Origin of the sequence: Serratia sp. CY47280 (genome assembly GCF_052168655.1) — a bacterium.
GTDB classification, from domain to species: domain Bacteria; phylum Pseudomonadota; class Gammaproteobacteria; order Enterobacterales; family Enterobacteriaceae; genus Serratia; species Serratia bockelmannii.
Genome location: NZ_JBJNMG010000002.1, coordinates 749378 through 761946, shown reverse-complemented (window position 1 = coordinate 761946; position 12569 = coordinate 749378). Strand labels below are relative to the sequence as shown.

Genomic DNA, 12569 nt, shown 5'->3' with positions numbered 1-12569 from the left:
GCCACGGCGAGGTACTTAAGGCGCCAGCCGGTGTGACTTGGCCGGCGCCGTTTCAATAGCGATCCTTTCCTGCCGCAACGCCGGACTGAATACCCGCGCGAAGCCCCACAGCCCCGGGACGAGCGCTGTGCCGCAGCCAGCCGTAAAGTTCGGCATTACGCCGGAATCCCATTTTGCGCATGACGCTCATCTTGTGATTGCTGACCGTCTTCACGCTAATGTCCAGCATCCGGGCGATTTGCGTGACTCCCATCTCCCGCGTCATGCAGCGCATGATCTCTTGTTCGCGCAGCGTCAGGCCCCGGTGTTGGCATACGCAGCTCCTGCCACAGCTCAGTCTGCCCGGCCATTTGCTGCGCCGCTCCAGCTCGGCGCTCACCTGATACAGCGCCGAAACCAACGGCATATCGTGGTAGATGACGCCAGTCTCCAGCGAGCAGCGGTTACCGACGGTGCGTTTATGCCGTCCCTCCGGCGTTCGCAACGAGAAATACAGCGTTTTACGCCCCGCGGGCTGCGCCTCAGAGAGGTGACAAAAACAGCTTTGCACGCCGGGAGGAAAATAGCAGAACACCAAATCGGCTTCGTGAACCTGCCGCGCATCCACTAACAGCGTGCGCTTGCCGTAAGTGCTGAAATGCAGCGCCAGGGCCTCTTGCCAACCGGCGCTGAAGTATCGATTCTCATCAAATAGCGCGATTTTTATCATCGTGTTCATCCCTGTTCTCCCGCCGTGTCGGCTTCCCGTTTAACCGCCTGGACGCCCTTCGCCGGCGCCTGGCTGTTGTCGATGCGCAATTCATAAACCATGGTGGCGTTGGGCGGCACCTTCGGCGGGTAGCCGGTTTCACCGTAGGCCAGCGCCGGCGGCACGACCATCGTCAACGAGCCGTGGTTGTGCAGATGACCTATCGCCTCCCGGAACAGCTGCGGATATTCGGACAGCGGTTGCGACAGCACCTTGCCGCTCAGATCCATATCCTGGATCACCGTGCCGTCGGTCAGCTTCTCTTTCACCACGACATCGACCACCGCCGTTGGCGCCAGCGCGCCCTCCCCGGCGTAATCCACCCGATACCAGAAGCCCATCGCCGACTGCTTTACGCCCTTTTGTTGACTGAACTGCGTCAGGTAATCGTCATCGCGCCGCCGCTGCTGGTTAACGCGTTTCTCACGCGCGGCCACGGCGGCGGCATCCGCCTGCGCCGTCAGCGTATTCAGTTCATCCGGCGGCAGCTGCAAACGCCCCGCCACGCTGTCGATAACGCCCGCCAACAGGCTGTCGCGGTCCACCGGTACCCCCCAGCTTTGACGCTCCGTCATCAACCCCTGAATATCCCGCCCCAGCGCACTGCCCGCCGCATAGGACAACCGTTTCCGTTCATCCTTCAACTGCTCCGGCGTCATCTCCCATAGCAGCCGCTTACGCAACGCCAGCAGGTCTTCGCGCGCCTGCTGAGTCGCCTTCTGCTCACCGGCCCGCTTCTGCTCGCTTTCTTCCAACGCGGCGCGCAGAGCGTGCAACGCCTCCTGGTGCTCGCGTTGGCGTTGTGCAAGCGTCTGTGCCGATGCCTGCGCGGCAGACTCAAGTTCGGTGACGCGCCGTTCGGCCTGCGCCGCCGTCGTTCTGCTTTTGGCGGTTTCCTGCGTCGCCTGACGCAACAGCGCCTCGGTGCGCTGCGCGTCGGGCGAACCTCGCCAGGCAGCGCCCAGCCCGGCAATCCACTGTTGAAGCGTCGACGAGTCCGGCAACGCTGCGACGGGTGGCGCCGCTTTCTCCGCCCGCAGCGCAGTAAGTTCCTGGCGCAACATCGTCAGTTCCATTCGCAGGCGTGCCAGCTGTTGGTCACGCGTCAATAATTCCTGGCTCAGCGTAAAAGCTTTGGCCGATGAAGCAGGCTGGTGGGTGTCCGGCGGACGCTTTGCCGGCTCACGCTTTTTTTGCCCCGCCTCGCGGTCGGCGGGCGCCGCGTTTTCGCTCTTCGGCGCGGTGTTCTGCCGTTGATACTGCTCGGCAAACTGCAGCAGCGCCGGCACGCCGTCGTCCGCCTGCGCGACGCCGGTGAACAGCAGAGCCGCACAGCCCAGCAGGCGCAGCCTCATTTAACCTGCTCCCCGCGATCCGCCAGCCCGGTTAGCACCGCCTGATTCACCCCGGCGCACAGATAGTTGACCTTGTAGCGATACAGCGCATCCACCGTCTCCTGCGTGTCGCCGTTTACCCTGGCGCGCAGGTTGGCGTACTGCGAAGCGCCGCTCATCAGGCTGTCGAAGGCCTGTTTGTAGCGCTGATACTGTTTCTCGTCGATCGTGCGCAATGCACCCAGTTGCTGCTGGCACTGCTGCAGCTGCTCGGCCTCACGCTGCTTGCGCAAAGCCTCTTCTGACGGAGCTTGCACAGCCTGATTTTTGGTGTTCACGGCGGGCTTGCCCGACTTTTGGTTTTGACAGGCGGCGGCGCTCAACGCCAACAGGCACAGCAGGCCCATGCGCAGGGCGCGATTGAGGGGCTTTATCATCATTGCGTTTTTTGTCCTTGTAGACGCTTATTCGTATTCCAACGTAAAGGTGGCCACCGCGCTGAAGGTGCCGCGGCCGATGGACTTCGTTTGGATGGCCTCCGGCTCCCCCTGCACATAGGCCTGCAGCGTGAGCGTGGTGTTGCCGGCATTCAGGCGGAATTTATCGCTGGCGCGATTGAGCGGCAGCGCCTTGCCGGTGCTGTCCTCCAGCCCGATGCCGATCCCCGAGGCCAGGCTGCCGGCATCCAGCGCCAACAGGCCGGGCAGTTTGGCGTTCTCGGTGCCGGTAAACGTAATGGCCACCGTATTGCCCAGGCTGAGATCGCATTCAGTCAGGTGCAACGCGAAGGTTTGGCTGTGGGTGCGGGTGTTCAGGTACAGGTATTTGTCGACGATGGTGCCGAAATCCAGTTGGATGTCCTCATCCCCCGGTTGTATGACACACGGCTCGGCCACCAGCGTACCGTGAAAGCGCATGTTTTCCGCCGCAGCCGCCGGCTGCGCCATCATGCCGGCCAGCATGACCATGCCGGCTCCCAGCAGCGCGCTTCGGCGCCGGTTCGTCTCTGTCGCGCGCATGACGCCACTCCCTTTGGTTATGCTTGCGCCTACCAGGCGCAAGCGGCGTATTAGTCGTAATAAAGACGGAAATCGATCGCCGCGCGGTAAGCGCCGGCGCTCAGCGTCGCCGGGGTGCGCACCGGCGTCACCGTATACGTCAGGGTGTTTTGCCCCGGCGTCAGCAAGATCGGTTTGTTGCGCGCGCCGAGGCGGACCGGCAGGCCGCGGGCATCCGCCAACTGCAACCCCAATCCGGTGACGCCGGCCACCCTGACCAGACCCGGCGCGTCGTCATCCGTCGGCGCGGAAAACGCGACGGACACCGCAGGCTGGCTGCCGCTCCAGGCCAGAACCCCGGTCCAGGCGTCGCGGTTGCTCGCCGGCGCCCGCAGACAGTCTTTCAGCGTCAGCTCGAAGGCGACCGGCGTGCCGCGATCGCCCGGACGCTGGAAGTGCGCCGTTCCGGTCTCCCCCAGCCAAACCTCCTGACGAGCGGTGGTCATTTCCAGGCTGCAGGCGCTTTCCGTTAACGCGCCGTAGACGTGGAGCGTGCCATTCGCGCCCTCCACGTCCCAGTTGTCCACCGCGCGGGCCGGCGGCATCAGCATCAGCATCGTGCCTGCCGTCAGCGGTACCATCAGCGCGGCCAACACCGTCAGGCCGATAGTGCGTCGCTGATGACGTTCATAGGCCTTTCCCAACAGCATGGGGATCTTTCGTTGCATGATTCGTTCACTCCGCTGTGTTCACTCTGTCTTCCCTGCTTGCGCGCGGATCGTCATTTGGCGACCGGTACGACCTGGCAGGCATTGCCGGCGCAGCGGAAGTTCAACTGCGGCCGACCACCGTAATCGTTGATGTACGCCAGCGACGGGCCGCTACCGAGGCTCGCGGCGGAGACGTTCAGCGGGGCGCTGGCCTTCGGCGCCACCATCAACGGTTCAAAGCCGGCGGCCCCTTTCCCGCCCTTGCCGGCGCTCGCCTCAACGATCGTCACGTAATAAGGGGTCGGGTTGTTCACCACGTACTTGTCGCCCTGCCGGGTCAGCGTCAGCTGCTCCTGCCACGGTGCGGCGTTCTTTTTCGGGGCGAGCGCCGCCGGGCGATAAAACATTTTGATGCGCGTCTGCAACGCTATCTGCAGCGTGTTCGGCTTATTGCTGCGCGGCGGGATCTCGCGCAGATTGAAGTAATACAGCGTCTCCCTGTCCTGCGGCAGCTGACGTGCTGCCGGCAGCGACTGGATCTTCACCTGGCTCGGTTTGCCCGGCTCCACCCGCTGCACCGGCGGCAGCACGGTAAAAGGGTTTTGGATTTTGTTGCCGCGATCGTCTTCGATCCATCCCTGCGCCAGATAAGGTAACTGTTTGTTCTGGTTACTGATGTTGAGACTGACCGTTTTCAGGTCGCCGTCGAAAATCACACGCGTGCGATCCAGCGCAATGGCCGCATGAGCGGGCAGGCTGACCGCGCCGATCGCCAACGCGGCGACGAGCGGGCCCACAAGGAAAACGGTCTTTCTGGTCATAGTCAGATTCATCATGTCTTCACGGTTCCAGTCGGCCGGAAGCGGGCGAGCCCGCCCCGGCGGTTTAGCGGCGGAGCGCACTCCGCCGGGTGTATGTCAGTTGGCGTTCTCCGCCGGCTTGTTACCGGTGAGAGGACGGCAAGGCAGCAGCAGCGTATTCATCAACATTTCGGCCGGCAGCGGCGCCGGCAGCTGGATTTCACACTGCGCCGCGCCGTTCCAGTGCACGCTCATGCGCTCGCCGGGGTTGAGGCCGGACAGGTAAACGCTGCCGCCGTCATTGATGATGCCGGTCTCCTGCTTACGGGCATTCAGCACCGTGGCGCCGAACGGCGGCTCGCTGCCGTCCGCCAGCTTGACGATCGCCATCGCCTTCTCGCCGGCAATCACTTCAAACTTGCGGTAGCCGATAGCCCCCTCGGTCAACGTGGCCTGCACCACCGAACGCGTCGCCTCGACGTTGTCGCTTAGGCTGTTGAGATCGATGCTGGCCTTATTGCGGTAGTAGCTGTTCACATCCGCCACCACCGCCTTGCCGTAACGGTTGGTCAGCACCGTACTGCCATAGCCACGTACCGGTACACCGGCGACGCCTTCGGTATCGAGCAGCAAGCGCGTGCCGCCCGGCGTATTGACGCGGTGCAGCACCGCTCCTTCCGCCGCCATCGTCAGGCCGCCCTGCGCGCCGATGCCGACGGCGCTGTACCGGCCGGCCTGGTAGCTGGCGTTGGCATTGATCTGCGCCATATCGCCCTGATGGCTGTAATACCCGCTGGCCGTCGCCCCACTGCGCGCGGCGCCTGCGCTGATCTGATAGTTGTTGTGTTCATCAACCCGGTTGTAGTACCCGACCCGATGGGCGTTCTCTTCGCGATCGAGCGTCATGTTGTAACTGAGCGTCCCGGCGCTGCCCCAGGGCAGCGACAGCGACAGGTACATCCCGTCGTCGTTGCGCTCGTTGTAACGGTTGCGATAGGCCGACAGCGAAACGCTGACGTTCTTGAAATCGCCGATATCGAAGTAGCGCGATACCATCAGGTTGTAACGATCGTTCGGCGCCCGATCCCAGTAGGTTTGGTGGCTGTAGTTGAGATAGGTGCTGAGCCCCAGATCGCGGAACTGTTTGTTGAAGGTGATGGTGTACATCTCCTTGCTCTTGCCGCTGCGTCCCCCTTCGTAACGCGCATCGAGGTAGTCCCCCATGCTCATAAAATCTTCCTGGGAGAAGCGGTAACCGGCAAAGGTGACCTGGCTGTCGTATTCATCGAAGTTCTTCGAATAGCTCAGCCGGTACGAACCGCCGGTCAGCGTGCCATCCTGCGGCAAACGCGCACGCGACTGCGTGGCATCGAACGACAGCGCCCCCAGCGCCATCAGATCGCGCCCGATCCCCAGCGACAGCGCGTTATAATCGCCGCCGGCGATGCCCCCACCGTACAACGACCAGCCGTTGCTGATCCCCCAGGAGAACTCGCCGGTGCCAAACATCGGCCCGCGCAGATGGTGCCCCCACTCCGACGGTTTGCCCGTCGCCAGCTTGTAACGCACCGTACCCGGGCGCGTCAGATAAGGGATGTTGGCGGTGTTCATCTTGAACTCCTGCACGCTGCCGTCTTGCTCTTCGACGCGCACGTCCAGCTCGCCGGAAACGGCGTCATTGATGTCCTGAATGCGGAACGGCCCCGCCGCCACCTGCGTTTCATACAGCACGCGCCCCTGCTGGCTGACCACCACCTTAGCGTTGGTTTTCGCCACGCCGGTCACTTCCGGCGCATAGCCGCGCAGGTTGGGCGGCAACATGCTGTCGTCGGATCGCAGACTGACACCGGTAAAGCGCAGACTGTCGAAAATGTCGGAGTTCAGGTAATCCTCACCCATCGTCAACCGCGAACGCAGCGCCGGGATCGCCCGGTAGGCGTAATAGCGGCTCCAGTCGAACTGTTTATCGGTAGGCTGAGAAGAACCGGTCTGATGGTTGAGGTTAGCCTGCCAGTCGGCGCGCAGACGCCAGGCGCCCAGGTTGGCGCCGCCGGTGCCGTTGCCGCTCAGGCTGTAACTGCTGCCGCCTTTCTGGTGTTTTTGCGTTTGGGCGTTAACGTTATAGTCAAACAGCAGCCCAGGAATACCGTCATCCCAGCGCGAAGGCGGGTCCCAGTTTTCCGAGCTGTATTCCAGATAGGCCTGAGGAATGTTGAGATACAACGAGGAGCTGGCAAGATCGCCGCGGGCTTCCATCCCCGCCAGACTCGAGGCGTCAAGGCAACGGCCGCCGTGCGTCCAGTTCAGCGTGCTTAACAGTTTTTCTTTCAGCCCCAGTTGGTTGACCAATTCCGGCGAAAGACAGGCTTCGCTGCCTTTAGGATCGTTCTCAGGTGCCAAAAACGTCACCGGCTGTTCCGGCAGGTCGTTCTTATTGACGTGCACCACCATGGTATAAACGCCCGGCATGATGTAGCCGCTGCGCGTAAATTGGCTCAGATCGATATTTTTACGATCGTTGATGTCTAATACGTCAGTATTGAATTGAATAACGTCGGCGGCATAGACCAACGCGATCGGATTTCCCAGAGAAAGGGTAACACAGAGCCCCAAAGCTTGAAGACGAAATAACTTCCCTGCCGGTGAAAGCATAATAAAAGTCCTTTCAATAACGAATTAACCGTCAGTACGAGAAAAAATCAAAAATAATCCAGCTTAAAACGCACTGTGGAAAAATACGCTCCCGCCTTCAACGGCTGATGATTCGGCATCAACGTCATGGAATAATTCAGCACTCTATTTCCCGGTATTATTCCTTCCATCGGTAAGGGTTTCCCTGGAATAACCGGCGTGCCGTTGCTGTCTTTTATCTTCAATGCGACGCCGCGCGCCTCGCCCTGTACGCCAAACAGAGCGCCTTCCGCATAACCATCAAACGTGACCTGAAAGAATTTCCAATCAGGTTTGTTTTCCGGCCGTTCCAAAATGCAGTTGACCAATTCAATACTGAAAGGTTTGGTCATCCCCTGGCCGTCACGAATGATCTGCCCGAGAGGAAGAGTGTCCATATCGATCGTCTGATCGCGGCTGCCGGCGGCAATGGCGCAGGCGGTGTCGATAATGGCGCCGTGCATGTTGACTTTGCCCCACCCCTGCGCGGCGGAAGTTGCATAGCCGGGCGCAAACGCCAACGACGCCAAAAGAACGGCACCCGCTCGATTCCTTGGTAAAAACATCGCGACATTCCTTTGACAGGGAGATTCACCAGGCATGTGGCGAGCCCCATGCCTGGTTGATTAAGCCTTCGGACTCACTTACTGATAAGCCAGGGTGAAATCGGCTACGGCGGTGAAGTCGCCCGGAACGATGGCGGCGGAAGCGCCTTCGCCCTGCAGGTAGGCGGCGAAATGCAGGGTGTTGTTGCCGGTGTTCAGAGTCTGCGCGGTAGTCGCTTCACCCAGTTTGATCGGCTGGCCGTTGTAAGAGATAGCTACGCCGGCGCCGCTGGCGGTGCCCGCGATGCCCAGCAGATCCTTATCGGTAGATGATGCTACGCCGCTAAAGGTGGTTTTAACGGTTTTCAGGGTGGTGATGTCGCACTGCTCCAGCTTGATTTCAAACGGACGCGGGTTGGATTTGCCGCCGTTTTTCAACGCCACGTTGGACACCTGGCCCAGATCTACGGTCTGATCGATCGACTCAGGCGCAATAGAGCATGGCGCATCAATAATAGAGCCCGTGAAGGTGACCTTACCGTGTCCCTGATCGGCTGCCTGTGCAAAAGAACTTGCGCCAAATGCAATCACTGCAGCCATCATGATTTTGTTAAGTTTCATAGAACCTATATTCCTTATAAGAAAAAATGCATATTCCAATCAAGAAAAAGAGCCACAGGAAACCTGCTCGCGCTTATATGTGCGCAGCCCTAATTCTTTAGCATCTTGCTAGTTGGTTAACTGCCAAACCCCAAAGGCACCGACAATAAAAAAGTCGATAACGGCAAGTCTGCAGCGGCCCACCCATTAATTAATTCGCCCTATAAAAATAAACGAAATCACAACGAGCAGGGGCCAATACTTTCTAATCCGCCCTTCTTGTTCGGCGATGAATATTCTGGCAAATGCCTCTCAGCAAAAAAAGGCTTTTTTTGATCAAGGCGAACATTCGCAATTTATTTCCTAATTGAAGTTAATTTACTGTTATTTTTAGGCTCATAGATCGTAAAAAATACTTTTATAGAGCAATATCCTGTTTTTGCGAGATTCACAAGTAATCAGATCGCAAAGTGGCGCTTTGTGAATATAATAAACCAAAATTTTAGGTTTCTGCGTGACGCCACCCCTGCCTGAACATAGGTAAAAACGGGGCGGGCAACGCCTTTTTTTTCAATCCTGATAAATAGATAGGAATTTTCTTTGTTCGCGTTTTACCTCGTTGTTGGTAGGCGGCGAATGTTTGTTTTTTCTTAGGAATACGGCAATCGGAATACAGAGGAAGTGCTATGGAAGCGTTATCTCCGAAACAAAAGGAAATACGGCAATTGCAGCACGATCTGCTGCAAACATTATTCGCGCAATCGCCCCGTCAATGTCCCGTCGCCGGGCCGCCGCCACAGCAGCAGTGGCTCTCGACGCGGCAACTGGCCAATGCCGTCAACGTCGGTGTTTACCGGGCTCGACGGCTGTTATTGGATCTTGTCGCCCGACAAGAAGTGATTGTGACGGACGGCTCCATCAACAACTCGTTGAGGTGGTATCCCACCGCGTTGCTGGACGGTGGTGATAACAACGGCATACCCAACAAAGATGCATCTCACTCTCCTTTAACGGAATAAATAGGGCCAGCCGGCCTGATTGGCAATATTTCATTGCGGAGTAACGCCGCACACCATTTATATATATCGGGATATTATCGTGAGAAAAACAGCCCTGCTATTTTTACGTTGCTGCCTGGCACTCTCTTTCTTCCTGCTGCTTGGCAACGCCAACGCATTTACCTGCCGCACGTCCGATGGCGGACTGATTCCACCCGGGGGCTCGACCACGCCGGTTGACGTCCGGGTTCGCATCGGGCCGCAGCTTTCTTATGGCAAAAACGAAATCGTCAACGTCAGCCAGGTCACCTGTAAAAACGACGTCGCGAGCTGGTATGACTATCTCAAAACCGACAGTCCGGCGCTGTCGATGAACAGTGCGATTTTTGGCGCCATCGGCAGCGGTACCACCATCAACGGCAGCGACTATAACTCCCCGGTGCCTGCCGGCATCAGCGTACTCAGCCTCACCGGCTTGCAGACCCAGTCTGTCGCCATCCGGGTCTATATCGTGTTGAACCGTTTCCCAACGCCGGACATCAAGGTGAACAAGGGCGACGTCATCGGCCAAATCAACTTTATTCAGACCAACGATCAGCCGGGTTGTCCGCAGTGCGGCGTTTATCGCTGGCGCCTGATCGCCGACAACGACGCCTACTTCGTCACCACCAGTTGCACCATCAACAACGGCCAGCAGATTAATGTCGATTTTGGTCAGATCCGCCAGGACTTTCTGACTCAAAGCGCCAGCGATGCCCAGATAAAACAGGACAAAGCGCTCAGCTACCAGTGCGACGATCAGAGTGCGACGCAGGATATTCTGATCCGCATGGTCAGCGACGCCAGCGGCTTCTCCAGCGATTTTATCAAGACCACCAATCCTAACGTCGGCGTGGCGATGGTGTATAACGGCGCGGTGGTGAAACCCAACAATGCCTTCAGAACACGCATCGTCAACGGTCTAGGTAACGATACCGTGACCTTTGTGCCGGTGAAGAACAATGTCCCTTACACCAGCATCGCCACCGGTCCGCTGTCGGGCTCGGCCACGCTGATCTTCAGCGCACCTTGAGACGGGAGCCAGAATGAACATGACGATAAAAACGGGCTGCGCCCTGCTGTTGGCGCTGGAATTGATTAGCTCGGCCGCTCAGGCCGCCGATCAGGGCACCAAAGTCAACATCACCGCCACCGTAGTGGCGCCTCCGCCTTGCGTGATCAACGACGGGCGCACCATCGATATCGACTTCGGCAAGGTCGGCATCAAGCGCATCGACGGCAACCGCTATATGCAACGCATCGATTACAGCATCAAATGCGAGTTTCTGGATAACAGCCGCCAGCTGAAAATGAAGATCATGGGCGGCGCGGCGGCCTTCGACGGCAGCGTGTTAACCAGCAGCGTCAATGGATTGGGCATCAAGCTGTTGGCCAACGGTAAGGCCTTCGCCATCAATACGCCGCTGGACATCGACTACGCCAATCCGCCGACGCTTGATGCGGTGCCGGTAAAAAACAGCGCCGTCACCCTGGCGGAAGGCGATTTCACCAGCGGCGCCACCATGCTGGTGGACTACTTTTAATCACCGCGCCGCAGAAACTCGCGAAAAAAAGCCGCAACGTCTCCGTTGCGGCTTGGTCGAGGATGGTGCGCCCGGGGCGCTCCTTACATCAGGCTATTCAGCCGAAGATCCCGCCGAACCACTGGCTCAGCTTCATCATCACCATATCCCAGATGCGGCTGAAGAAGTTGCCCTCTTTCACCTCTTGCATCACCACCAGCGGGTGCTGTTCGATGGTTTTGCCGTCCAGCTGGAAATCGATGGTGCCGACCACCTGGTTTTTCGCCAGCGGCGCTTCCAGCGTCGGTTGGGTCAGCTTGTAGCTGGCCTTCAGGTTTTTCATCTGCCCTTTCGGAATGGTGACCGAGGCGTCTTTCGCCACGCCAAGCGGCACTTCGCTGACGTCGCCGAACCACACTTTCTGGGTGACGAACGGTTTATCGGCCTTGATCGGCGTCGCGGTTTCATAGAAGCGGAAGCCCCAGGTCAGCAGCTTTTCGCTTTCGCTAAAGCGCACGCGATCGCTCGGCGCGCCTAAAACCACCGAGATCAGACGCATCGGTCCGTCGGTAGCGGACGCCACCAGGTTGTGGCCGGCGCCGCTGGTGTAACCGGTCTTGATACCGTCGACGTTCAGGTTGCTGCTCCACAGCAGACGGTTGCGGTTAATCTGGCGGATCTTGTTGAAGGTGAACTCTTTCTCTTTATGCAGCGCGTATTCGTCCGGCACGTCGCGGATCAGCGCCTGACTCAACAGCGCCATGTCACGCGCGGTGCTGTACTGCCCTTCCGCATCCAGGCCGTGCACCGTCAGGAAGTGGGTATTCTGCAGGCCCAGGGATTTGGCATAGTTGTTCATCAGGCCAACGAACGAATCCTGGCTGCCCGCCACGTAGTCTGCCAGCGCGATGCTGGCATCGTTACCCGACTGGATCACGATGCCCTTATTCAGTTCCAGCACCGGCACCTGATCGCCCGGCTTGATGAACATCAGCGAAGAGCCGCGCAGCGCCGGGTTACCGGGCGCCCAGGCGTCTTTGCCGACGGTGACCATGTCTTCCGGCTTGATCTTGCCGGCCTTGATCGCCTGGCCGATCACGTAGCTGGACATGATCTTGGTCAGGCTGGCGGGATCGAGACGGGTGTCGGCATTGCCTTCGGTCAGCACCTTGCCGCTGTTGTAGTCCATCAGAATGAAGGCCTTGGCGTCTACCTGCGGCGGCGCCGGCGGCTCAGCCGCGTGCACGGCCGGGGCAGCCAGCAACAGGATGCCTACGCTGAAGGTCAGTTTTTTCAGGGAAGTGGATAAGTTTTTTTTCATCATGACGTCGCCAGAGTGTCCATTCAAACCATTGAAATAGCGTTAACTTTCAAACATGTTCACGTTTTAAGCCAACCAGCGAGAGTGGCCCGGTGCGCGCATGCCGGCCGCAACCCCCTGCGGCGCCCATAGCGGGTAACACAACGCACCGAAAATGCCCTTGCTGTGAGTTTATGTGATTTATCTTATTTTTGCAGGGTTTAGCGTGAATTTTCAGCATTTTTACATAACTGTACGCAGCCCCCCGCTTATCGTTCAAAAAAGCATCGAGACGCGCATTTTT

At 58.8% G+C, this 12569-nt stretch carries 13 protein-coding genes; 3 read left to right on the top strand and 10 right to left on the bottom strand.

The window, feature by feature from the left end; genetic code table 11:
- Window positions 1-52: 52 nt before the first annotated feature.
- The 9 genes from ACJ8J4_RS13115 to ACJ8J4_RS13075 form a co-directional block, all read right to left on the bottom strand.
- On the bottom strand, window positions 53-718 hold the full coding sequence (locus ACJ8J4_RS13115) for a response regulator transcription factor (protein WP_049207952.1): 666 nt from the start codon (window positions 716-718) through the stop codon (window positions 53-55).
- The gene (locus tag ACJ8J4_RS13110; RefSeq protein WP_049207949.1) at window positions 715-2103 is read right to left on the bottom strand and encodes an FKBP-type peptidyl-prolyl cis-trans isomerase N-terminal domain-containing protein; all 1389 of its coding nucleotides are present in this window, start codon (window positions 2101-2103) and stop codon (window positions 715-717) included. The genes ACJ8J4_RS13115 and ACJ8J4_RS13110 overlap by 4 nt, the downstream gene beginning before the upstream one ends.
- Window positions 2100-2522: a hypothetical protein gene (locus ACJ8J4_RS13105; protein WP_025302218.1), complete on the bottom strand. Its 423-nt coding sequence runs from the start codon at window positions 2520-2522 to the stop codon at window positions 2100-2102. Before ACJ8J4_RS13105 ends, ACJ8J4_RS13110 begins: the two co-directional genes overlap by 4 nt.
- Before the next feature lie 24 nt (window positions 2523-2546).
- The gene (locus ACJ8J4_RS13100) at window positions 2547-3101 is read right to left on the bottom strand and encodes a fimbrial protein (protein WP_025302217.1); all 555 of its coding nucleotides are present in this window, start codon (window positions 3099-3101) and stop codon (window positions 2547-2549) included.
- 50 nt (window positions 3102-3151) lie between these two features.
- Window positions 3152-3790, bottom strand: a complete 639-nt coding sequence (locus tag ACJ8J4_RS13095) for a fimbrial protein (protein WP_038629099.1) — start codon at window positions 3788-3790, stop codon at window positions 3152-3154.
- A gap of 71 nt (window positions 3791-3861) precedes the next feature.
- On the bottom strand, window positions 3862-4611 hold the full coding sequence (locus ACJ8J4_RS13090; protein ID WP_152682230.1) for a fimbria/pilus periplasmic chaperone: 750 nt from the start codon (window positions 4609-4611) through the stop codon (window positions 3862-3864).
- A gap of 96 nt (window positions 4612-4707) precedes the next feature.
- Window positions 4708-7242: an outer membrane usher protein gene (locus ACJ8J4_RS13085; RefSeq protein ID WP_197835353.1), complete on the bottom strand. Its 2535-nt coding sequence runs from the start codon at window positions 7240-7242 to the stop codon at window positions 4708-4710.
- Between the two features lie 47 nt (window positions 7243-7289).
- A complete protein-coding gene (locus ACJ8J4_RS13080) occupies window positions 7290-7826 on the bottom strand; it encodes a fimbrial protein (RefSeq protein ID WP_025302213.1) in 537 nt (178 codons plus the stop codon).
- A gap of 78 nt (window positions 7827-7904) precedes the next feature.
- Window positions 7905-8426 (bottom strand): fimbrial protein, encoded by a 522-nt coding sequence (locus tag ACJ8J4_RS13075; protein WP_025302212.1) that lies wholly within the window; start codon window positions 8424-8426, stop codon window positions 7905-7907.
- Between the two features lie 665 nt (window positions 8427-9091).
- On the opposite strand from ACJ8J4_RS13075, the gene ACJ8J4_RS13070 reads away from it, so the two are divergent.
- From ACJ8J4_RS13070 to ACJ8J4_RS13060, 3 genes are all read left to right on the top strand, one after another.
- Window positions 9092-9424 carry a hypothetical protein gene (locus tag ACJ8J4_RS13070; RefSeq protein WP_025302211.1) on the top strand — a complete coding sequence of 111 codons (333 nt, stop codon included), beginning with the start codon at window positions 9092-9094 and terminating at the stop codon, window positions 9422-9424.
- Between the two features lie 232 nt (window positions 9425-9656).
- Window positions 9657-10475 (top strand): fimbrial protein, encoded by an 819-nt coding sequence (locus ACJ8J4_RS13065; RefSeq protein WP_038630232.1) that lies wholly within the window; start codon window positions 9657-9659, stop codon window positions 10473-10475.
- A 19-nt stretch (window positions 10476-10494) separates the two neighbouring features.
- The gene (locus ACJ8J4_RS13060) at window positions 10495-10986 is read left to right on the top strand and encodes a fimbrial protein (protein WP_225735588.1); all 492 of its coding nucleotides are present in this window, start codon (window positions 10495-10497) and stop codon (window positions 10984-10986) included.
- Between the two features lie 97 nt (window positions 10987-11083).
- On the opposite strand, the gene ACJ8J4_RS13055 is transcribed toward ACJ8J4_RS13060, so the two are convergent.
- On the bottom strand, window positions 11084-12289 hold the full coding sequence (locus tag ACJ8J4_RS13055; RefSeq protein WP_033633487.1) for a serine hydrolase: 1206 nt from the start codon (window positions 12287-12289) through the stop codon (window positions 11084-11086).
- Window positions 12290-12569: the final 280 nt, after the last annotated feature.

Excerpts from the sequence above, each read along its gene's own strand:
- ACJ8J4_RS13055 (WP_033633487.1), bottom strand. The coding sequence starts at position 12,289 with ATGATGAAAAAAAACTTATCCACTTCCCTGAAAAAACTGACCTTCAGC.
- ACJ8J4_RS13085 (WP_197835353.1), bottom strand. The coding sequence starts at position 7,242 with ATGCTTTCACCGGCAGGGAAGTTATTTCGTCTTCAAGCTTTGGGGCTC.
- ACJ8J4_RS13105 (WP_025302218.1), bottom strand. The coding sequence starts at position 2,522 with ATGATGATAAAGCCCCTCAATCGCGCCCTGCGCATGGGCCTGCTGTGC.
- ACJ8J4_RS13095 (WP_038629099.1), bottom strand. The coding sequence starts at position 3,790 with ATGCTGTTGGGAAAGGCCTATGAACGTCATCAGCGACGCACTATCGGC.
- ACJ8J4_RS13060 (WP_225735588.1), top strand. The coding sequence starts at position 10,495 with ATGACGATAAAAACGGGCTGCGCCCTGCTGTTGGCGCTGGAATTGATT.
- ACJ8J4_RS13070 (WP_025302211.1), top strand. The coding sequence starts at position 9,092 with ATGGAAGCGTTATCTCCGAAACAAAAGGAAATACGGCAATTGCAGCAC.
- ACJ8J4_RS13110 (WP_049207949.1), bottom strand. The coding sequence starts at position 2,103 with ATGAGGCTGCGCCTGCTGGGCTGTGCGGCTCTGCTGTTCACCGGCGTC.
- ACJ8J4_RS13080 (WP_025302213.1), bottom strand. The coding sequence starts at position 7,826 with ATGTTTTTACCAAGGAATCGAGCGGGTGCCGTTCTTTTGGCGTCGTTG.
- ACJ8J4_RS13100 (WP_025302217.1), bottom strand. The coding sequence starts at position 3,101 with ATGCGCGCGACAGAGACGAACCGGCGCCGAAGCGCGCTGCTGGGAGCC.
- ACJ8J4_RS13075 (WP_025302212.1), bottom strand. The coding sequence starts at position 8,426 with ATGAAACTTAACAAAATCATGATGGCTGCAGTGATTGCATTTGGCGCA.
- ACJ8J4_RS13115 (WP_049207952.1), bottom strand. The coding sequence starts at position 718 with ATGAACACGATGATAAAAATCGCGCTATTTGATGAGAATCGATACTTC.
- ACJ8J4_RS13090 (WP_152682230.1), bottom strand. The coding sequence starts at position 4,611 with ATGACCAGAAAGACCGTTTTCCTTGTGGGCCCGCTCGTCGCCGCGTTG.